20 protein-coding genes and 1 pseudogene are annotated in these 22,193 nt (G+C 43.1%); 6 read left to right on the top strand and 15 right to left on the bottom strand.

Annotated elements, in window-relative coordinates; genetic code table 11:
- The first annotated feature begins 11 nt into the window (after nt 1-11).
- The 6 genes from DWX28_RS13235 (at nt 12) to DWX28_RS13210 (ending at nt 4,704) form a co-directional block, all read left to right on the top strand.
- Nucleotides 12-593: an NUDIX hydrolase gene (locus DWX28_RS13235; RefSeq protein WP_022215012.1), complete on the top strand. Its 582-nt coding sequence runs from the start codon at nt 12-14 to the stop codon at nt 591-593.
- 49 nt (nt 594-642) lie between these two features.
- Nucleotides 643-1,089: a D-aminoacyl-tRNA deacylase gene (gene dtd / locus DWX28_RS13230; protein WP_022215011.1), complete on the top strand. Its 447-nt coding sequence runs from the start codon at nt 643-645 to the stop codon at nt 1,087-1,089.
- Between the two features lie 27 nt (nt 1,090-1,116).
- Nucleotides 1,117-2,268 (top strand): N-acetylglucosamine-6-phosphate deacetylase, encoded by a 1,152-nt coding sequence (gene nagA / locus DWX28_RS13225; RefSeq protein WP_022215010.1) that lies wholly within the window; start codon nt 1,117-1,119, stop codon nt 2,266-2,268.
- A gap of 94 nt (nt 2,269-2,362) precedes the next feature.
- Nucleotides 2,363-3,259: a tyrosine-type recombinase/integrase gene (locus tag DWX28_RS13220; RefSeq protein ID WP_022215009.1), complete on the top strand. Its 897-nt coding sequence runs from the start codon at nt 2,363-2,365 to the stop codon at nt 3,257-3,259.
- Nucleotides 3,260-3,279: 20 nt separating this feature from the next.
- Nucleotides 3,280-3,510 (top strand): hypothetical protein, encoded by a 231-nt coding sequence (locus DWX28_RS13215; RefSeq protein WP_022215008.1) that lies wholly within the window; start codon nt 3,280-3,282, stop codon nt 3,508-3,510.
- A gap of 138 nt (nt 3,511-3,648) precedes the next feature.
- Nucleotides 3,649-4,704, top strand: a complete 1,056-nt coding sequence (locus DWX28_RS13210) for a tyrosine-type recombinase/integrase (protein ID WP_118252952.1) — start codon at nt 3,649-3,651, stop codon at nt 4,702-4,704.
- 122 nt (nt 4,705-4,826) lie between these two features.
- On the opposite strand, the gene mgtE is transcribed toward DWX28_RS13210, so the two are convergent.
- The 15 genes and pseudogenes from mgtE to radC all read right to left on the bottom strand — a co-directional run bounded on the left by mgtE (nt 4,827) and on the right by radC (nt 22,112).
- The gene (gene mgtE, locus DWX28_RS13205; protein ID WP_022215006.1) at nt 4,827-6,221 is read right to left on the bottom strand and encodes a magnesium transporter; all 1,395 of its coding nucleotides are present in this window, start codon (nt 6,219-6,221) and stop codon (nt 4,827-4,829) included.
- A 481-nt stretch (nt 6,222-6,702) separates the two neighbouring features.
- Nucleotides 6,703-7,122: a hypothetical protein gene (locus DWX28_RS13200; protein WP_022215005.1), complete on the bottom strand. Its 420-nt coding sequence runs from the start codon at nt 7,120-7,122 to the stop codon at nt 6,703-6,705.
- Nucleotides 7,123-7,278: 156 nt separating this feature from the next.
- On the bottom strand, nt 7,279-8,358 hold the full coding sequence (locus DWX28_RS13195; protein WP_118252948.1) for a hypothetical protein: 1,080 nt from the start codon (nt 8,356-8,358) through the stop codon (nt 7,279-7,281).
- Nucleotides 8,359-8,369: 11 nt separating this feature from the next.
- On the bottom strand, nt 8,370-9,857 hold the full coding sequence (locus DWX28_RS13190) for an MBOAT family O-acyltransferase (RefSeq protein ID WP_022215003.1): 1,488 nt from the start codon (nt 9,855-9,857) through the stop codon (nt 8,370-8,372).
- A gap of 346 nt (nt 9,858-10,203) precedes the next feature.
- Nucleotides 10,204-10,431: pseudogene (locus tag DWX28_RS20580) on the bottom strand (response regulator); the annotation flags it as partial.
- Nucleotides 10,432-10,573: 142 nt separating this feature from the next.
- On the bottom strand, nt 10,574-12,031 hold the full coding sequence (locus tag DWX28_RS13180) for a DNA/RNA helicase domain-containing protein (RefSeq protein ID WP_118252946.1): 1,458 nt from the start codon (nt 12,029-12,031) through the stop codon (nt 10,574-10,576).
- 447 nt (nt 12,032-12,478) lie between these two features.
- A complete protein-coding gene (locus tag DWX28_RS13170; protein ID WP_243002434.1) occupies nt 12,479-13,702 on the bottom strand; it encodes a D-alanyl-D-alanine carboxypeptidase family protein in 1,224 nt (407 codons plus the stop codon).
- Nucleotides 13,699-14,859 (bottom strand): FtsW/RodA/SpoVE family cell cycle protein, encoded by a 1,161-nt coding sequence (locus DWX28_RS13165; RefSeq protein ID WP_022214999.1) that lies wholly within the window; start codon nt 14,857-14,859, stop codon nt 13,699-13,701. Before DWX28_RS13165 ends, DWX28_RS13170 begins: the two co-directional genes overlap by 4 nt.
- Nucleotides 14,860-14,867: 8 nt before the next feature.
- Nucleotides 14,868-15,107 carry a cell division topological specificity factor MinE gene (gene minE, locus DWX28_RS13160; RefSeq protein ID WP_022214998.1) on the bottom strand — a complete coding sequence of 80 codons (240 nt, stop codon included), beginning with the start codon at nt 15,105-15,107 and terminating at the stop codon, nt 14,868-14,870.
- A 26-nt stretch (nt 15,108-15,133) separates the two neighbouring features.
- The gene (gene minD / locus DWX28_RS13155) at nt 15,134-15,922 is read right to left on the bottom strand and encodes a septum site-determining protein MinD (protein WP_022214997.1); all 789 of its coding nucleotides are present in this window, start codon (nt 15,920-15,922) and stop codon (nt 15,134-15,136) included.
- A gap of 86 nt (nt 15,923-16,008) precedes the next feature.
- Nucleotides 16,009-18,840 carry a penicillin-binding transpeptidase domain-containing protein gene (locus DWX28_RS13150; RefSeq protein WP_227222043.1) on the bottom strand — a complete coding sequence of 944 codons (2,832 nt, stop codon included), beginning with the start codon at nt 18,838-18,840 and terminating at the stop codon, nt 16,009-16,011.
- Between the two features lie 62 nt (nt 18,841-18,902).
- Nucleotides 18,903-19,430: a rod shape-determining protein MreD gene (gene mreD / locus DWX28_RS13145; protein WP_022214995.1), complete on the bottom strand. Its 528-nt coding sequence runs from the start codon at nt 19,428-19,430 to the stop codon at nt 18,903-18,905.
- On the bottom strand, nt 19,430-20,356 hold the full coding sequence (mreC, locus tag DWX28_RS13140; RefSeq protein ID WP_118252944.1) for a rod shape-determining protein MreC: 927 nt from the start codon (nt 20,354-20,356) through the stop codon (nt 19,430-19,432). The genes mreD and mreC overlap by 1 nt, the downstream gene beginning before the upstream one ends.
- Before the next feature lie 19 nt (nt 20,357-20,375).
- Nucleotides 20,376-21,389, bottom strand: coding sequence for a rod shape-determining protein (locus DWX28_RS13135; protein ID WP_118252943.1), 1,014 nt, complete (start codon nt 21,387-21,389; stop codon nt 20,376-20,378).
- Nucleotides 21,390-21,401: 12 nt separating this feature from the next.
- Nucleotides 21,402-22,112: a RadC family protein gene (radC, locus tag DWX28_RS13130; protein WP_022214992.1), complete on the bottom strand. Its 711-nt coding sequence runs from the start codon at nt 22,110-22,112 to the stop codon at nt 21,402-21,404.
- Nucleotides 22,113-22,193 lie beyond the last annotated feature (81 nt).

Genomic DNA, 22,193 nt, shown 5'->3' with positions numbered 1-22,193 from the left:
AGAAGAATGCAATGATAACAAGACAGGATTTAATAAATCAGATAGAACGCTATCAGCCGTTTAATGAGCAGGAAGAAGCAGATAAATTTCTGATCTTACAATGGATCAGGGAGAATGATAACGCATTCTTAAGGGAAAACACCGTTGCCCATATGACGGCTTCTGCCTGGGTGGTGAACAAAGACCGGAGCAAGGTACTTATGGTATATCACAATATCTATGATTCCTGGTCGTGGCTTGGGGGACATGCGGATGGAGAGACGGATCTTCTTGCGGTTGCGCTTCGTGAGGTAAAAGAAGAAGCGGGGATCTCGCATGTGCGCCCGGTATCGGAGGAGATCTTTTCTCTGGAATCTCTTACGGTGGATGGGCATGTCAAGAAGGGAAAGTATGTATCCAGCCATCTGCACCTGAATGTGACGTATCTTCTGGAAGCAGACTGCGAGGAAGCAGTTTCGATCAAAGCAGATGAAAACAGTGGAGTAGCCTGGTTTTCTCCGGAAGAAGCATTAAAGAAGTCTACAGAGCCATGGTTTGTAGAACGTGTATATGCGAAATTGATAGAAAAAACGAAAAAAGAAAGATGTCAGTAGCAGATTTGTGCTATAATATTTGGAAATAAAGATAAAACAGGAGAATTTTATGAGACTGGTTGTACAGAGAGTACTTCAGGCAGAAGTACAGGTAGATGGACAGAGTATAGGCAAAATAGGCAGGGGCTTTCTGGTGCTGGTAGGTGTCGGAAAGGATGACACAAAGGAGATTGCAGACAAATACCTCAAGAAGCTGCTGGGACTTCGTATTTTTGAGGATGAGAATGGAAAGACAAATCTTTCTCTCAAAGATGTTAGCGGGGAACTGCTTCTTGTTTCGCAGTTTACGCTCTATGCAAACTGTAAGAAGGGAAACAGACCAAGCTTTATCGAGGCGGGTGAACCGGACAAGGCGGAAGCTTTGTATGAATATATGATCGAGGAAGCATCAAAGAGCGTTCCGGTCGTACAGCATGGAAGCTTTGGGGCAGACATGAAGGTTTCTCTTATCAATGACGGACCTTTTACGATCCTTCTGGATGAGCATATTTTATAAGATACCGAAGATAGGGAGGCAGGAATAATGATTATTGATCATGTGAAGGTTTTTACAGAGGATAAGAAGTTTACAGACGGCGGGATCGTCATAAAGAACGGAACGATCGAACAGGTTTATACAGAGGGGAAGAGACCTCAGACAGAAGATGAGGTCCTTGACGGGAAAGGCATGTACGCGATACCGGGGCTTATTGACCTGCATTTCCACGGATGCAAGGGAGACGACTTCTGCGACGGCAGCAGGGATGCGATCGCCAGGATCGCGGAATATGAGGCTTCTGTGGGGGTGACTGCGATCGCTCCGGCGACGATGACGCTTCCGGTCGAGGAACTGGAGCAGATCCTCCGTGTGGCAGCAGAATACAAAAAGGGTCCGCACAGTAAGAAAGAGGCGGATTTTGTCGGCATCAACATGGAGGGACCTTTTATCAGTCCTGCCAAGAAGGGCGCGCAGGATGAGAGAAATATCATTCCGTGTGATGTGAAGGTCTGCGAGCGTTTTCTGGAAGTTTCAGAGGGGCTGGTGAAGTTCATGGGTATCGCGCCGGAGGAGAGCGAAAATGCGGTTTCTTTTATTGAGGCGGTCAAAGATAAGGTAAATGTTTCTCTGGCACATACAAATGCGGATTATGATACGGCTATGGCGGCTTTTAACGCAGGGGCAGACCATGCGGTTCATCTTTACAATGCCATGCCTGCATTTACGCACCGCGCACCGGGTGTGATCGGGGCTGTTTATGACAGTAAGCATGTGATGGCGGAGATCATCTGTGACGGTGTACATATCCATCCGGCAGCAGTTCGGGCGACATTTGAAATGATGGGAGAGGACCGCATGATCCTGATCAGTGACAGTATGCGTGCAGCAGGAATGCCGGACGGTTCCTATACTTTGGGCGGGCTGGATGTAAACGTAGTCGGAAACCGCGCTACACTGGCCTCAGACGGGGCGATAGCAGGTTCTGTGACGAATCTTATGGACTGCATGAAAACAGCGGTTAAAACCATGAATATCCCGTTGGAAACAGCAGTTGCCTGTGCCACGATCAATCCGGCAAAAAGCCTTGGGATCGATGCTGAATACGGTTCCATCCGAGCAGGCAAAAAAGCGCACATCGTCCTGATGGATCAGGAACTGAACGTGCAGCAGGTAATTAAGGATGGGGAACTGCTATAGTTGCAGTTTCCTTATAAATATGTTATAGTATATAAGAACACCTAACAAACCCCAAAACCTGCTTCGCACAACCAGGAAAGGAGGAACATTCTTGATGGAAGATTATCCATTCAGTGAAAAGACAAGGATCATATGGAAACAATTTATCAGGCAGTTTCAGGAAGAAAGTATTGCATCCTATCAAAGTGATTTCCTGGAATTTACACGATTTACGAAGAAAGATTTCCTGGATATCCATGCAGAAGATGTAGCGGGATTCTACAGAAATCTTGAAAAAAAGATCGAAGAGAAAACACTTGCGCCAAGTACCTGTGCCAAAAAGATCCGGGAACTGAATTCCCTGTCAAATTACGTCTATGAGAATCGTCTGGAATTTGGTATCAGAGATGATTATACGAATCATTTTGCCGATTATGTCAAAAAAGTCCAAAAAGTAAGCATGTATGCAAATGCAGTTCCTGTGGAGGACATTGACCGGCTGCTTGTAGCTGCACAGGAAAATCATATGGCGTACTGTATCATAATTTTGCTTTACCGCATGGGCTTTTCCTCGACAGAGATCATTGACATGAAGCCGGAAAATATCCGTCTATATAACAACGGAGCCTATGCATTTATGCCAAAACGCGACAAGGCAAATTTTATCCCGGAAGATGTCTACAGGATCCTGGAGCTGTATCTGGCAGAACGAGAATCGAACGAATATCTGTTTTACAATAAATATGGAAATCAGCTCAATACCATGTATATCAGCCGTCTACTGAAGAAATACACGGCAAAAGCAGGGATTCACAATTACAGCGCTCAGCAGCTTCGGAATTCCTGCATTTATACGATGTTTGCATATGGAGCAGATACGGAAGGTGTTGCAGAGGAAATGGGGATCACACCGGATAATCTGAAGCGTTATAAGCGTAATTATATAGATGAGACCTCCAGAAGTATCCGAAGTATGGTCAAATTAAAGGCAGATCTTCCGGAAAATGAATAAACAGAAAGAAGGAATTTTTTATGCGTCAGGAACAATTTAAAATGGAACGCCAGGGACTGATCAAAGTTGGCGATGTCGTAGAGATTTCAGAATTTCAGTCCTATATGAATTACAGTTACATCATAGAACCGGCTGTGGCAATGTCCGGATGTTACAAAAACTCCGAACGAATTAAATCCAAAACTGGCGTGATCAAAAAAATCGACCACACACCAAGGGGATTTATGGTAACGGCTGAATTTGAGGAATAAAGGCAAAATCCGGGATATGGCTGGAATCTGTATAGATCTATATGAAAAACTACGGTTTGTCGTATAGATATAGATAACTGCTGTCAGCTGTATTTTTCGGGATTTACTAATGATTTGATTTTAAGGAGTTAAATTTTTATGGAGAAAAAAACAACATATCACGAACAAAAAGATGTCGAGAATATTTTAAGGCTGCGTGAAGTTCTCTCAACGCTGCCGCCGTTTTGCAGGGATTATTTTCGTGCGATCGATACGACGACTACGACCAAGACCAGGATTTCCTATGCCTACGATATCCGGATTTTCTTTCAGTTTCTTCTTGATGAAAATCCGGCATTTAAGGATTACAAAATGACGGATTTTACAGTTGATGTCCTGGATCAGATCAAGGCTCTGGATCTTGAGGAATATCAGGAATATCTCAAGGTCTACCAGGCTGGTGACAAAACCGAAACAAACGGCGAACGTGGGCTCAAACGAAAGATCTCTGCCCTTCGGAGTTTTTATGCATATTATTACAGAAGGGAAATGATCGAGACAAATCCGACCGTACTTATCGATGTGCCAAAGATCCATGACAAAAGCATCATCCGGCTTGATACCGATGAGGTTGCTCTCCTGCTTGATTATATAGAACATTGTGGCGACCAGCTTACCGGTCAGAAACGTGTCTACTATGAGAAAAACAAAGAACGCGATCTGGCGATCGTGACTCTGCTTCTCGGAACCGGTATCCGAGTTTCGGAATGTGTGGGACTTGATATTGAAGATGTGGATTTTAAGAATAACGGAATAAAGGTCACCCGAAAAGGTGGAAATGAAATGGTTGTATATTTCGGACCGGAGGTAGAAAAAGCTCTGAAACGTTATCTGGAAGTCCGCGAGAATATCATTCCGCTGGAAGGCCATGAACACGCTCTCTTCTACTCTGCTCAGCGCCGCCGTATCGGTGTCCAGGCGATCGAGAATCTTGTCAAGAAATATGCCCAGCAGATCACGACCACCAAAAAGATCACACCGCACAAGCTCCGCAGCACCTACGGTACGACCTTGTATCAGGAAACAGGTGATATTTACCTTGTTGCAGATGTTCTTGGCCATAAGGACGTAAATACGACCAAGAAACACTATGCAGCGATCGACGATGCCCGAAGACGCCAGGCGGCGAAGGCAGTCAAACTGCGCGAGGATTAATACCTGCTGCCCGTAATGTCTTGCATTATGTACGTTGTTATATGTGCAAATAAAAAGAACATCTTTATGACAGATCTTCGGGATCCTGAAGTTTTTGTCATAAAGATGTTCTTTTTATAAGACTATCCTGCCAGATGCAGTGCTCCTATCAGAAAGATCCAGCTCAGTCCATAATAGGAAATAACAGCCACAAGGTCGTTGACTGTAGTGATGAGCGGACCGGAAGCAACTGCCGGGTCGATGTGGATCTTTTTGAAGAATAACGGAATGCAGGTTCCTACGGCACTGGAGATCAGCATTGCGAGCAGCAGGGAAGAACCGATGCAGGCAGATACCGCAAAGGCAAAGATAAGGGTTTTGCCTTTAAATAACCAGATATACAATCCGATCAGCACAAAGGACATAAGTCCAAGCACACCGCCGTTGCACAGACCGATACGCATTTCCTTAAAAACAAGTTCCAGTTTCTGTTTGCCGGTGAGGGATTCATCCATCAGTACACGGATCGTTACAGCCAGTGACTGGGTTCCGACATTACCTGCCATATCCAGGATCAGCGACTGGAAACACATGATGATCGGCAGATTGGTCACAACCTTTTCAAAGATTCCGACAACAGAGGAAACGACCATGCCAAGTCCAAGAAGGACGATCAGCCATGGCATTCGTTTCTTCATACTTTCTTTGAGAGGTTCCTTGAGATCCTCCTCAGCAGTCAGACCAGCCAGTTTCGCATAGTCCTCTCCCATCTCATCATCGACGAGATCTACGATGTTTGCAGATGTAATAACACCGATCAGGCGGTTATCGTTATCAAGGACCGGAATGGAATCTTCGGAATAATCCTTGAGGTCTTCCATACAGTCATCGATCAGGGCTGTTCCGTATACATACGGGTAGGAAGTGACGATCAGTTCACTGAGCGGATGATCCTGGCGCGCGATGATCAGATCTTTCAGATCGATCGCACCGTAGAATTCCTGATTGCTGTTTACGACAAAAATGGTAGAGATATTGTCATTCTGAGCTGCCTGGGATACCAGGGAACTCATGGCTTCCTTCACAGAAAGATGATCCTGGATCACGATATAGTTGGTGGTCATCCGGCTTCCGATTTCTTCCTCATCGAAAGAATTGATCATCTCGATATCATGTCTCGCTTCATCATCCAGTAACTCGATCAGAAGTCTTCTTTTTTCTTTGTCAAAATGCTGCAGGATTTCAGCTAATATGTTTGTTTCTGTTCGGGAAAGGATCGCAGCAGCTTTCTTGAGGCTCATTTCTTCGAGATAAGTGACTGCCATCTCCTCATCAGTGTATTCCAGAATATCCGATAAAGTATCAAGATCAAAGATCCGGTAAAGCTTGTTTCGTTCTGCAGAAGAAAGCTCCGGCAAAACATCTGCAATGTCGTTTTCGTGGAAATCCTGCAGACGCTTGGAAAGGACTGCCGGAGATATATTGCTTCTGATCACTTCAAGGATTTCTTTTGTGTAGTCCTGTGTTCTTTTTTCCATCCTGTTTTCCTCCTTTTTCGTGGTTTCCGAAAAAGAGCACACCAAAACAAGGCATGGTCTTTCTCAGAGCATGTCAATTGGTATCATTGTTAAACGGATATTTGAATTCCGTTTCGCTATTTGGTTAGATTGTGTTCAGGGATTTTACAGGATAAAAAAGAGAAAAATAGAATAATATAAATTAAAACAGAATGTGACGTGTCATCTCACAAACTGCTGCTCTCTTTGATCCTGTGTTACTACTTCGCCCGTGAGAATCACAACTCTCCATTCTGTTCACCTGCCTTTGTATAATTGAATTTTATTGACGGTCATATTATAACCCGCTCACCAGGGGATGTCAAACGGTTTTATCTTAATATTTATTTAGATTACATAATCATACTTATGGTAACTAAAATGGTGCGCAGAAAAAGAACCCTGCCAGCCAGCAGAGTTCTTCTCATCTCCATATCCTATGTAAAATTTAATGAAACCGTAATTATAATGCAGTCACGATCTTATCCTGGAATGCTTCCGGAACTTCTTCCTTGTCAAGAGACATGCTGATGATGAATTTTACATTGAATTTCTCACCAACTGCGATAAGCTGTTCCAGAGTATTGGAAACATCCTGTCCCTCTAATTTAGCGGTTGTCAGGAAACTGTCGAGATATACCTGCTCAAGATCGTGGTCCTGAGAAATGATTCCGCATACGAAACCAACGAATTCATCGGCGTTCTTGATCGGATATACAGAAACATCGATCAGACGAACCTTGTTGTTCAGTTCATACATGTGTTTCGTGCTCTTGTCTAAGTAAACAATGCTGCCATTTGCATCCTTAATTGCGCCGTTCACTTTGTCTAACAGTACTTTTGTTTTGCCCTTGCCTTTCTTTCCTACAATCAGTTCAACCATCCTGTTTTCCTCCTTAGACACAATATGATATTAATTTTGAACAAATACGATAATTAATATGTTTGTATTATAGTGTATTTTGCATCAAATTTCAATAGAGAATTGCAAGTTTTTGTGAAATTTTCATTAATATTGTAGTGCGGCACAGAAAAGGATTCAATTTTCCTGTACCAGAGGGATTCCTGAACGGGAATAATCGTAATCAAGATAGTAATTCAGCATTTTCTGTATCCGTGATTCATAGTTTTGAGGAGTTATGAGTCCCTTGTCATCATAAATCCAGTTAATGATGTTTTCGCTGATCGATTCACTGTAATGAGTATCATCTTTGTAATTATCAAGATCGCAGGTAAGCTCAAACAGATCCGTAAAGGAAAAAAGCTTCACATTATCATACTCCATAAGCAGTTCTGCCTGCAGCTTTTCTGCTTCAAAATAACGTTCCAGATTTCCGGAGCATTTAAGCTTATACCACCAGACTGCACTGTATGGCGGCGTATAGAAATAAAACGTAGTTTCCGGATGAGCTTTTACCATATCAAGAACATTCGCCTCTACATTATGACGGACAGTTTTGGCATCATCCTCTGAAAACTTCTTCTGTTTTTCGATTTTTGTTGGAACAGAGTAGGTTTGGAGTACGTAGTCTGTTCCGACGGGATAATCTGCTGCCCAGGAACTGTATTCATTCATGGATGGTGTTTTTTCGCCATGAAGTGTGTATTTGATAACACCAAGCGTATTGTCTATAAAGATATCTTTGTTAAAAAGATACTGGACATCGTTCCATATATTATTATCATACAGATAAGTTGGAACATTGTCATAATTGTAATCGGACTTGTCATCAAAAATCTTATTATAATCCAGACAGCGGAAAATATATTTAATATCAGACTTATTGTCAAATATAGTACGGATTTCTTCATCGATTGCCCAATAGGTATCACCAGTAAGGGTTACCTTGACAGAATGCGTTCCAAACAGGTCATCAAACTGTGAAGTCTTGAAATTCTGCATCATAGAAGTGCCTGTGATTGCAGCATCATAATCAAAATTCTGGATGATACCGTTATTCAGATATCGTTCTTTTCCTCGCTCAAGAGGATATTCCAACTGTTTCAGAGGCTTATGATAGTGAAAAAAAGGATCGATCACTGCTGTCATGCCACCTGCGAGGATCAGGAGTGTGCCCGTTCCCACGAGTACAGTTTTTACAAATTTATTACTGTTCATAGTATTGCTCCCTAAAAGTTAAAGTAGAGAAATTCTGATACACCGGAAAGGGTAAAAATTCCCCAGACCAGACAGAGTACAGTCACTGCCGCCATTTTAGTGGTTGGACGGAAATTCATCTCCTGATTGTTTTTGAAATTAAGACACAGGAACAACATTCCGCCAAGCAGAATCAGGGCATCTGAACCACGGATGGAAGCCATGATTTTATTGAGTACGGGGATATGACTGTAAATCAAGTAGAATTCCTTTAACTGAAAAGTCTGTAAAAATGTAGCATGGAGATTGAGGTTCTGGAATTTCAGGATTCTTTTGATAAATGTAAATGCCTGAGAAATAGAATCAGCCCTAAAAAAGATCCATGTTATATTTACAAACAGAAAAGTAAAAGCCCACTGAAGGACTACATGCATGCTCTCCCACTGTTTCCGGAACATTCTGGTAAGTGCATTTCCTATTCCATGCAGAAATCCCCAGAAAATAAAGGTCCAGTTCGCACCATGCCAGAGACCACTGACAAGGAATACAATGATGATATTTATATAAGTCCGGACAGTTCCCCTACGGCTTCCGCCAAGCGGAAAGTACACATAGGTTCGCAGGAATCTGGTCAGTGTCAGATGCCAGCGTTTCCAGAAATCTACGACAGACAGCGCTTTGTATGGTGAATTAAAGTTCATTGGGATATGGATATTAAACATATATCCCAGACCCGTTGCCATATCACAATATCCACTGAAGTCAAAATAAATCTGGAAAGTGTAGGCAAGCATTGTAAGGATCGCATCCATGGATGTAAGTCCACTGCCAAGGTGGCTGTAGCCCCATGAAACAGATCCGCTTAAGGTGTCGGCGATCACAGCTTTTTTGACAAGACCGGCTGCGAACATATACAAACCGCGCGCCATATTGTCCCAGTTGATCTTCCAGTTGTTTTTGTCCTCAAACTGTGGAAGGACTTCGTTATGCAGAACGATCGGACCCGCGATCAGCTGCGGGAAAAAGGTTACAAATAATGCGTAATCTGTAAAATTGTATTCCTTGGTTTCTCCACGGTAAGAATCAACCATATAAGAAACCTGCTGGAAGGTAAAAAAGCTGATACCCAGTGGCAGGACGATATTCTTTAACTGGAAGTCCGTGGAAAAAACTTTATTCAGATTATCTACGAAGAAATCATAGTATTTGAAATAAAATATCAGACCAAGATTGAATATCAGACCAATACCAAGCAGTGCCTTTTTCAGAAGTGCAAGCTGTCCTTTCGATATTGTGCCCCCCCATCTGCGCTGCAAAAGCTGAGACAACAGATAATTGACAACAATACTGCTGCACATGATCCACAGATAACTTGGATTGAAATAGCCATAAAACCAGAAAGACATGAGGATCAATGCAACCTTTGCAAAGACTGGTTTTCCGAGTTTATGCAGTCCATAATAGCTACCAAGTGTCAGTGGAAGAAAAACAAATATAAATATGTAAGAATTAAATAACATGTCGTTTTTGTACTTCCCCCTAAATTAATTTTTTAATTTTGTATCAATTATCAACTATAAGGGAAAGTTTAAGGTTCGTCAAGTTTTTCTTCCACTTTGCAGGCTGTTAGAATAGGTGGCACCTTCTGCGGCAAAGAGGATTGTCTTTATTATAGATGGTCATGATCTCGTTTTTATTTCCGCTTGTATCTGCAAGTGTACCGTTTACGATCATGCTTTTGCTACATCCCATGATAAAGTCATCATAAGAGCAGATAGTAACATGGTCGATCTCTGCCTGTTTACAGGACACCGGAGTATTTGTGATCCCGCTCAGTCCCCATACCTGAGATACTGGAAGTGCTCGCATGATCGGAACGGTTGAAGTCTTCCGGATCTCCTGGCAGATATCAAAACCAGATCCATCCGGAAGGCTGACATCCAGAATAACAAGATCGTATTTATCTTCCGTCCATAACTGCTTCTGCTCATCTCTGATGCGGGCGATATCAAGAGCATAGCCCTGTTTCTTAATGGCAAAGGATAAGCCATTTAACATACTTAAGTCATCTTCGACCAGTAATATGTGTTTCATGTTGTCTCCTTTGGTTTCTGTGTTATTAAATCCAGTATAGTGCGGGATGAGGCGGGATGCAACTTACATTCTTGTAAGATTGGGATAAGAGGCAAAAAAAGAGTGAAGCTTTTAAAACTCCACTCTTTGTCTGAATGATAGATCATTTTCTGTGCATCTGCAGAATCTCAAGAAGAATTTCATACACAGATTCATTTTTCTCTATGATAAGTGACAGGTTTTCCTTTGTCTGGTTCAGAAGGTGAAAAAGGGTCCGTACGTCGGAACTGCCACTGTTGTTTCGCAAAGATGAACGAAGATATCCTTCTGTGTCGTAATAATAACGTTCATCCAGAACGGTGACGAGACGGTCGGTGACGCGGACCGCGGCGGTGTTCAGGTCTGCGGGTGTGGAGGTCTGGCGGAACTGGTAGCCCTGATGAATGTAGCCGTCAAGCAGGTTTTGCGTTTCGCTTTCATTGTTGGCGCAGACTACTTCGATATGCGGATAGTATCTGGAACTTTTTTTCCTTGGCAGATGGAGCATATTCTGGATGAAGGAGGAAAGTTCGGCATTGGTGCGGATGCGGTTAGTCAGATGGAAGGTCAGGATCTGTGGCAGGCGTTCTATCTTCTGAATAGTGGTCTGGTCCATTTCCTCAGGAGAGATCATATCCTCGGAATCACTGGAAAAGATCACGGGCTGGTGATTAACTGCATTTAGAAGAATGTCAAGTTTTGGAGCGGAAAGCAGATGAGCTTCATCTACCAGGATGGCGCTGTAGGAATCAAAGCTGACTGGTTCCCTTTCATTAGCAAGCTCTTTGTCGGTGAGAAAATCGATCCTCTGCAGGCGTTCATGCAGGATCTCCCAATCCCTGGCAGCTTCTCCGCAGTGGATCATGCAGACTCTCTGACGGACAGACAGTTTCATGGCAATGTCATAGAGCAGCAGGGTCTTGCCTGTCCCTGGAAGTCCGTTGAACCAGTAATAGCCGGTGTGTTCTGTGCGGATCTTTTTGAGGATCTGCCGTTCGATATCACGCTGCTGTGAAGTCAGGAAATATTCTTTCCGAAGAAAACGGGCAGGTTCTGTAAGCGGGGAGATCAGATAAAGTTCTGCCTGAAAAAGATCCTCGATATCTCCCTCATAATCCGGACTTTCCTTCTGGAGAATTGTACATAGATGTTCCCAGTCTGCCTCTATGATATGGTCATGCTTTGTCAGCTTGACAAGCCGGTTCTGGTTGCTGATATAAGTATAAGAATGGAGCGGCTTTCCAAGCACAGACAGATAATATCGGTTCTGCAGAAGCTGTTTGCAGATCGCCTCATCGGATACTACACCACTTTTTAACTCGATATTTACGATCTGGTCTTTTTTGATTTGGAGAAGGTCAAATTCCTTTCCAAGCTTTGGAATCTGGAAAGAATAGAAAAAACGAAGAGAGCAGATCTGAGGAATATGCACTTCCAGATGTTCTGTCAGAGCCTTCATGCTCTCCATCTCCCACTCTCTCATCCGAAGAAAATATCCCCTCCCCGATAACTGACGCTCCAGTTTCTGAAGATTGTCGAGCGTCTGGTTTCTGGTGATGGTATAGATGGAAATAGATTTCATAATGATTTACCTGACCTCTTTTTTGAGGATTTTGTTAAACAATGTAAAAAAGGTTATTGTGGTAACAGCCGCGGCAAGGATATCGCTTACCGGTTTTGCTAGGAAAACAGCGAACACTTTGTTCGAGAAGAAATTCGGCAGCAGGAAGATCAGCGGGATCAGCATGATCACGATCCAGAAGAAGATCGTATATGTAATACATACGATAAACTGTGTAAAAAATGCTTTTTTGACACGTTCTGTCTTGCACCGTAATTATAGCTGATGATTGGTTGTCTTTGTTGATTAATGCGCGGAGCGCAGAGGGGTTTGGCTTGTTATATGTATTTATTATACTATAACATTTTAATTTATATAACACACTTTTTTATTTTATAAAAACAACAGCCCAGAGCTCTGTCATTCTGCATAAACTCTCCGGGCTGTCTCTTTTTATACATTCATGTATTATACGGTATTGATGTTCTCCAGAAGGGAACTCATCTCCTGATACAGAAGTTCCTTACTGGAAGCTCCCATTACAATGGATATAAATGGATTACCATATTCATTCTGACATAACAATGCCAGACAGTTTCCTGCACTGCTGGTGGTTCCCGTCTTACCTCCAAGGATCGTAACGCCCTTTGGTGCTGTTGCTTCTCCTGTAAGGTAATGGTCGGTTGCTGTCAGTACTACACTCGCATCAGAGCCATCGCTGTATTTATAATTTGCAGTATAGCTTCCCATCTGTGTTATCTCTGTAAATTCAGGATACTTGAGTGCTTCTTTAAGCATCAGATAGATGTCATATGGTGTTGTATAATGGTTCTCATCCTGCAGTCCATGTGGATTTGTGAAATGTGTTCCTGTACATCCAAGCTGTGCGGCATAAGCATTCATCATAGAAACAAAATTCTCGGTTGAACCGCCGACATGCGTTGCGATCGCAGATGCGGCATCGTTTCCTGAATATACAAGGAGACAGTGCACCAGTTCATCCATCGTTACCTGGTCACCTACCTGGAAACCAACTCGCTGAGAGCCTTCCTCCAGAGTTACATTTTCCTCTGAGATCGTGACTACGTCATCCATGTTTCCATTTGTAAATACCAGGAGTGCTGTCATGATCTTGGTGATACTTGCCGGATAAACTTTGTCATAAGCACCCTTTGCATACATTACCGATTTGTCATTGATATCCAGGAGAAGTCCCTCCTGTCCATCCTCCAGTGTCACAGAATCCAGACTCTGGTCACCGCTTACCACACAGAGGTCTGCAGCAAAAGAAGCCGCTCTTGAAGTTGCCTTAAGTGTATTCTGATATTGGAATTCCTGATTAATATCAAATGCCTGTACCTGTCTGCCAAAGGAAAGTCCCTTCTGCAATAAGAAGTACCCTCCTTCACACAATACGACTGCCAGAAGAAGCACCGTTACTATAGTCGGAAGGAAATTTCTTCTGGGACGTTTTTTCCGGCGTGCTTCTGGATTTCTTCTTGCCTGTGTCGGACTGACAGGACGTGCACTTTTGCCTTTGATTTGCTGAGTGTGTGAAGCACTTCCTGTCGGTCTTGCTGACCGGGCTGCTTTTTTTCTGGTGGAAGCAGCGGATGAGGAAGTATTACGAGGTCTTGCTGGTCTCTCCTGCATCTCTTCTCTTCTGCGCTCACGTGGCTGTTCTTTTTTCATAGGTAATCCTCTTTCTGATTTACTGACTTTTTGCGAATTTCCTTATTGTATGCACTGCTCTGCAAGCCTACATTCAGGACAAGCCCCATTCCAAGATAAAGACTGACGAGAGAAGTCAGGCCATAACTTACAAATGGAAGTGGTGTACCTGTATTTGGTGCGATTCCTGTCGCAACACAGATATTCAGAAAACTCTGCAAAGAAACGATACTCGCCATTCCGCAGCATATGATCTTACCCGACAGATCCTTGGCCCGAAGCCCCATCCGGATACATTCTATCGAGATTGCCAGAAGCAGAAGAATAATCGTACAGCAGCCAAGGAAACCATATTCTTCGCCTGCAACTGCAAAAATAAAGTCTGTCTGGTTCTCAGATACAAAGTTTCCTTCATTTACAGAAGCAACTTCATCGTTTCCGGACAGTTTCTTACCAATCAGTTCTCCTGATGCGATCGCTGTCTTGGAGTTATTCTGCTGCTGAATATCATCACTGTACTCATCATTTTCAGGATAAAGGAATGACATGATTCGATTTCTCTGATAGTCCTTGATCAGTTTCTGATCTGGCTGAACAACAATAAAAAGAAAGATGATGATCAACGGGATCAGGATCAGGAATGTTCCGCCTATGACCTTGTAACTAAGTCCTGCAATATAGATCAGGATGCAGAACACAGCCAACATCATAAGCGTATTCTTAAGGTCCGGCTGCTCATAGATCAAAAGCAGTGGAACAGCCAGCAATAAAACGGATTTCGCCAGTGTTTTCGGCGTATTCAGATCTTCTTCGTGATCCATAAAAAACCTGGCAAAAAACAATATAATGATGATCTTTGACAACTCTGTCGGCTGGAAACGAATAAATCCAAAATCAATCCAGCGCGCTGCACCGTTTGCAGAATCACCAAACAGACGAACGATCAGAAGAAGGGCGATGTTCGCGCCATACATGATCCACTGGAAATTGGATATCCAGGAATAATCAATCAGTGAAAGAATCACCATGAAGATCAGTCCCATGATAACACCGATCATCTGCTTACTCCGCAGGTCATCTCTGGCACTTCCAACCAGAATGATTCCGATCACACTGATCGCAAGAAGAAAGATCACCAGTCTGAAATTATAAAATCGTAACTTATACTGTTTAATCATTTTGTATCTTATTCCCTTTTCTTATATACCGGAATATCCGCATGAAGAACCGGCGGTTCCTGGCTGATCCGGAATACAACGCCATCTTCATCTATGGATACGTATTTTTTTACTGTGCGGATCATATCATCTTTCAGCAATTTCATCATCTGCGGAGAACAGTCGATCCGCTCTGAAACCAGAAGGAGCTTCATCCGGTTCCTTGCATAATCAGCGGAGCGGTTCCTGAATTGCGAAAATGCTTTCATACAAATCCCCTCCTTCTGCTTATGGATCATTTACGGAAAAAATCTCCAATTCGCTGAAACATTCCTTTTTTTGATCTGAGTTCTGCAAAAGGAACCTCCTCACCAAGAAGCCTCCGGCAGATATTGCGGTATTCCTCCTCTGCCTGAGAATTCCTTCCCGAAAGCGGTTCTCCCTGATTTGCTGCGATCACGATCTGCTCATCATCAAGGATCGTACCGATCAGATCCACGGCAAGGATCTCGATCACATCCTCTACGGACATCATATCTCCACGTGCGATCATATCGGGTCGAAGCCTGTTAATGATCAGATGGATATCCCTGATATCTTCCGCTTCAAGAAGTCCAATGATACGGTCTGCATCACGGATTGCAGATACCTCCGGTGTTGTTACGACAAGTGCCTTATCTGCCCCGGCGATCGCATTTCGAAATCCCTGCTCAATGCCGGCCGGACAGTCAAGAAGAACAAAATCAAACTCTTCCCTGAGTTCCTCTGTCAGCTTGATCATCTGCTCCGGTGACACTGCCGACTTGTCCTTCGTCTGCGCAGATGGCAGAAGAAACAGTTCCGGATGTCTCTTGTCCTTGATCAGTGCCTGCTTCAGACGGCAGTTTCCATTAATGACATCCACAAGATTATACACGATACGGTTCTCAAGTCCCAGGATCACATCCAGGTTCCGAAGACCGATATCTGTATCGACAACAACTGTCCGCTTGTCCAGCATTGCCAGACCTGTGCCAATATTGGCAGCTGTCGTTGTCTTGCCTACGCCACCCTTACCGGATGTAATTACTATCACTTCGCCCATGTTTCTGTATCCTCCTCAAAGATATGTTCCAGACTTCTGGTATTTTCTTCTGTGATCTCAGACACAGGGCAGATGCCCTGTGTCTGTTAATCATTTGAAGTATTGCTGGTATCGCTGGAGGCATAGCCCGTCAGAATTGTATCTTCATCTGCCAGATCATAAATGTACTGTAAGATATCATTTGCGGTCAAACAGGCATTTCCTGAACTGTAACCATTTGCAATTCGGACAGCAAGCGCATATTCTGGAGCACCTGTTGATGCTGAAGTCGTATAACCGATAAACAGACCATGGTTCGGATGGTAAATATCCAGCTCGGCAGTACCTGTCTTACCAGAAAGAGTTACTCCAAGTCCATTGAACTGTTCATGTGTTTCAACAACCCTGCGCATACCATCATGAATATCATCCCATACGCTGCTCGGAACATCCGTCATCTGATTTTTGACAGACGGAGCATATTCTGTAAGGATTTTTCCCTGAGAATCTGTAACCTTATCCAGAAGGGAAAGGTCATAAACTGTTCCGGAAGTTGCCAGTGCCGTCGCATATCGTGCAAGCTGACTGGTACTGAACAGATGATTACCCTGTCCAATATAAGACGGAACTGCCTTACTGTCAGAAACATGTGGAGATGCTTCTGAAATCTCAATGCCTGTTTTTTCATCCAGACCAATCTCGGATGCATACTGCTGCAGTTTCGAAAGACTCAATGTTTCCGAAAAATCTCCATCTGCATTCTTTCCTGCAAGGAAACCGATCATATTGAAAAAGTAGTTGCAGGACTGCTCAATCGCACCACGAATCTCAAGAGATCCATGCCCCTGTCGGTTCCAGCAGTAAATTGCCGGTGTTACCAGATCAAATTTACCTGTACACTCATAATAAGTTCCATCATCAATAATGCCCTCCATCATTCCTGTAATCGTAGACAGAAGCTTCAATGTAGAACCAGGTGCTGTTGTCTGCTGCGTTGCCTTGTTAAAGAACGGGCTGGATTGATCCAATGCAAGTTTTGAATAATAGCTGGTATCCATATTATTGCTGAGTTTGTTATTATCATATCCAGGGTAAGAAACGCATGCAAGAACTTTTCCGGTATTTACATCTGTAATGACTGCTGATGCAGAACACGGTGCAAGTGCAAGCTGTGCCGGTTCGATCTCCAGATTGGCAATCTTATTGATCATAAAATCATAAGCAGACATCTGACCGGAGGCAAGGCTTTCATAACTTGAGTCATCCTTGGAAAGAACGCCCTGCTCGTAAAGTACCAGGCAGATATCCTGTCCGGAAATCTGGTCATTCATAAGCATGTACTTGTACAAAAGCTTCGAAAAACCAGTGTCTGTCTTCAGATAATCTGTAATATAATCCGTAAGTGCCTTATAAACTTCATTGGAATCCAGATATTCCCCATCTGGTGAAATAACAGAAATATCGATCCAGTTCTGGCTTGCGGCATAGTTCAGATAATCCTTGAGACTGATACTCTGATCTGTTGTCCATGCCTGGTATGTCGCATCCGAAGTATCTACGGAATCCTTCTTTATGACTCCCAGTGTATCTCTGAGAATGGTATCACAAATATAAGAAAGGTATTCCTGAAATTCCTTCGATTCATCCTTATATGCAGGCGGATTGTCCATTGTCAACCTGTTAGTTATTGTATCAAAAACTTCCTGCTGCTTTTGTTGAAATTTGGCATATAAATTTTTTTCTGTATCGGAAGCATTCTGATTACTGAACTTATCAATATCAATCACACTGTTGGATATCAGTGCATTGTATACATCATAGATCGGAACAACGATCCTACTTGCATCCTGTTCAGCTTCATAGTCAAACTCCTTAACTGCCTCGATCTTGTTCAGAAGAATACCGGCAACCCTCTGTTTGAGGATCTGATAAATTGCCGCCTGCCAGTCTGAATCTACAGAGAGATAAACATCATTTCCAGCCTGTGGCTCTATTGTTGTGCCACTGTCAATTTTGAGGACTTTACCAAGGTTATCAACCGTAACCGTCTCCTGTCCATCCGTTCCCTGAAGATCCATTTCCATATACTGTTCAATTCCCGCTTTACCGATGACGGCATCATTAGAGTATTTCGGATCCTGTTTCTTAAGATCTGCAAGTTCATCAGAAGATGCCTTACCAGTATAGCCCAGCAGAGGTCCCATACTCTCATCCTCTACATACTGGCGGCTGGAATCCTCCAGAACATCAATTCCCTGAAGTTCATTCTGATTTTCCTTGATTGCTGCAACGGTGCTCTCGCTGACATTTGTCGCGATCGTAACCGCCATATATTTCTGGAAACTGTTTGTGCTCAGTTCATAGCGCATGATTGCAATATCCAGAACTTCCTGCCTGGTAAGTTCCTGTGGAAGACCGTACTGTTTCAACTCTGCATCTGTATAGGCTTCATCGCCATAAAGGACGATAGAAAATCCCTTGTTACCACTAAGATAATCCATCATGTCAGCAGCACTGGCAGCTGCCTCGTCTTTGGTCAGGTCATCAATGAGCGCATGACCGTAAATATCTGCCTTAAATCGATTCAGGGTAAATCCAGGATCAATATCAAACACATAATTTCCACTGTTATCCAGTTTAATATGAAATGTATTTGAAAGACTGTCTCCATTCTCAGCAAGGATCTGCAAAACCTTATAAGCAGTACCATTTAATGTCAGGTTTTTCTGGCGGGTCGTATCATAACTTCCATTATCCTCAAATGTCAGAGAATATGACAAAATATTGGAAGCAATCAGTTTATTGTTTCTGTCATAAATATTACCTCTGGTACTTTTGAGGACACGTGTCTTGGTGGTCCTTGTCTGGAATTCATCAATATAGTCCTCGCCCTGAATGATCTGCAGCTCATAAAGCTGGCGTATCAGAACAAAAGACAAAAGAATAAACACCAGCAAAAGCACAGAGGTTCGTTTCAGTTGAATTTTTTTGAATATTTTTTTTATTTTAGTACCCAAATAGATTCCCTTTCTTTCCTGGTCGCACTCATGAAGCGATGATTAATATAATAAAAAAACTTATAAACGATCATTGTCAGAAACACTGTATAAAAAATTTCCGGAATAATGATCCTGTACAGATATGTAAAAAGTCCAAGCCTTCCTCTCAGGAAAAACTGAAGTCCATACACTGCCAGATTATAGAACAGATCCATGATTGCAGTGAGAGCCATTGGAACTTTGATATCATCATCATAATAAATACGGAATGCATAACCACTGAAAAATCCCGCATACATATAAATCAGCGCATAAAATCCAAATACAGATCCATAAAACAGGTCTACAAGCAGTCCGCTGAAAAATCCCGTCCACAGGCCACTCTTACGTCCCCGCATCAGCCCCATGGAAACACATAGAATCAACAGAAGATTCGGAGTAATCGAGCCAATGGCGATTTTCTGGAGAAGTGTTGACTGCAAAAGGAAAGACAAAATGATCGTAAAAAACAGAACGATTTTACTTTTCATTATTCTGCTCCCTCCTGGTCGGTATCTGCATCAGAAGAAGTATCCGCTGCTCCACTGTTATCAACTGCATCCAGCTTGTTTACCGTGATAACAAAGACATCCTTAAGATGCTGAAAATCCACCGGTGTTACAATTGTACCGGTCTTTGTCAGATTGTTGGTATCCAGTTCAATCTCGCTGACGTAACCGATAAACAGTCCCTCTACATATTTGTCACTGATATTGGAAGTAACAACTCTCTCGCCTACCGTAACTTTATTATCCTTGTCATAAAGCTGTGAAAAACGAAGTTTCCCCTCATCAATCAGTTCAAGTTCTCCTTCTACCACACAGGTGTCATCTGTGCCTACGGTCATTGCACTTACATTACTGCTGTCATCAATGATCGCACGGACGGTAGCCCAGTTTGGTCCTACTTCTGTAACAATTCCTACAAGCCCCTTACCAGCGATCACATTATTATCCACACGGATACCATCATTACTTCCGCGATTGATCATAAAGGTATCGTACCAGTTTCCAGGGTCCTTGGAAATGATTCTGGCAGCAACCTTAGGATATGAGGAATATTCCTCATCCAGATTGTAAAGTTCCTGAAGTCTGGAAAGTTCTGACTGATTCTGGATCAGGATATTATTCTGTTCTGTAAGTGTATCAACAGCATCCTGCAGTTCCTGGTTCTTATCGATCAGATCCTGCTTATCCTGAAATGTCTGGTTGATCTCACCGATCCAGCTTCCGATCCCATTGATACTTTTTTCAAATGGAACTACGATCATTCCTGCTGCCTCTGCCAGCGGCTCCGATGTAACACCGGAAGCCAGTGTCGATACCACAGCACTTCCACAGAAAAATGTCATGATCACCAGCAGATGTTTACTCTTTAAATGTATACGAAATTGAAATTTCTTTTTCAGGTTTCTCATGTATCATACCCCTAAAAAATTATAATTTACGTTGTTTAACGGGCTGTGCCCATTTCATCAGGTCACGGTCACGGATGATCTTCTCCAGACCGCAGATTGTCGCCTTTTCGTAGAAAGGCGATAAGTTAAAGGAAAATCCTGTATAGCTCGCAAGATAATTATCAATATATGGAATTCGCGTACTTCCTCCGGTGAGATAAATCCCCTCTCTGGCAATGTGGTAGGCAATCTGCGGTGGAATTCGCTCCAGAAACGTCTTCATTTCTGCTGCAATCTCATTCACACAGTCCATAATCCCGGCATTTACCACATATCCGGAAATAACTTCTTCCCGTGGAAGACCGGAGATGCTGTCAATTCCAACTACCTTGCGTGCCTCCTTCCGCTGATCGTTCAGACGGCCCATCGCAATCTTGAGCCGTTTCCCGGTCCGCGTACCGATCTGCAGGTTGTAACGCTTGCGGATCTCTGCACAGATTGCTTCATTCATCTGTCTGCCGCCGATCGGAACTTTCTTGGAAATGATAATGTTTCCGTCTGTCAGAATAGAAAACTGTGTGCTCTGTGCACCAATATTGACAACCATACTGCCTTCATTTTTCTCCATCCGGACTCCCATTGCAAGTGCATCCGCGATCGGAGCTTCTACCATGTAAACCCGGTTCTGATGAAGCCAGTGTCCATTTGCCACATAATAATACGCCCTCTTCTCAATCGCAGTCATATCCAGTGGAACTGAAAAAAACATATCGGATCCAACTCCCAGAAATTTATCGATTTTTTTCATCATACTGTATAATGCGATCTCCTGGAGTTCCAGATTTGCAATCATACCAAATGTCATCGGAGAATTCACGGCAATGTCTACCGGAGATTTTTCAAACATCTCATAGGCTTCATTTCCCACTGCAATGATTCTGCGTTCTCTGGATGCTACCATGTTTTTTTCCATGTAACTCTTGTTTTTTAAAAAGGAATAGACTTTAATCGTGCTGCTTCCCAGATCTATTCCGTATGTTTTTCTTAAAAGCATAAAACAATCCCTTCATTCCAGGTATTCTCCGAGTATTCCTTCTTCCCTGAAGCTTACATACCTGTGATCACCGATAATGATATGATCCAGAAGACCAATCCCAAGCATCTCTCCTGCCCGGAAAATCCGTTCTGTGACTTCGCGGTCACATTGGCTTGGAACCGGATTGCCACCCGGGTGATTATGTACCAGAATCAGACTGACCGCATGATAGCGAAGTGCTTCCAGATATACTTCCCTTGGAGTGATCAGTGTTGCATTGACTGTTCCCTTGGAGAGAATCGTATCATTCAGTAAATGGTTCTGGTTATCCAGCATCATACAGATCATTATTTCCTGTTCCTGATGACGAAGCTGCTCCATATAATAGGCTGCAATCGAATCCGGATTCTGAAAACTCAAGTTTGGTCTGGCTGCCGCACATGAGATTCGCTTTGACAATTCTCCAATGCATTTAAGCTGCACCGCCTTGACAGTGCCAATCCCATGTATCTTCTTAAGGTCTGAAAGGGAACTGTGAAGGATTCCCAAAAGACCGGGATATGAAGAATGTTCCATATGGTTCAGGATCTCATTTGCGAGGTTCAGCGAATTCTTCCCTCTGGTCCCGGACCGGAGGATCACTGCCAGAAGTTCACTGTCACTGAGTGTACTCTCCCCGTCCCGCATGCATTTCTCATAAGGACGTTCGGATTCCGGTATATCTTTGATGGTTTGATTCATATATCTTACCTGCGCTCTCTAAATAAGTTCAGGCCCCCGAAGAATCAAAACTCATTTTAGCATAAAAAGAGGGAGATGTAC

Source organism: Blautia sp. AF19-10LB (assembly GCF_003461245.1).
GTDB classification, from domain to species: Bacteria; Bacillota; Clostridia; order Lachnospirales; family Lachnospiraceae; genus Blautia_A; species Blautia_A intestinihominis.
Note: the sequence above shows the minus strand (reverse complement) of the source record. Positions and strands in the feature narration are given on the sequence as shown.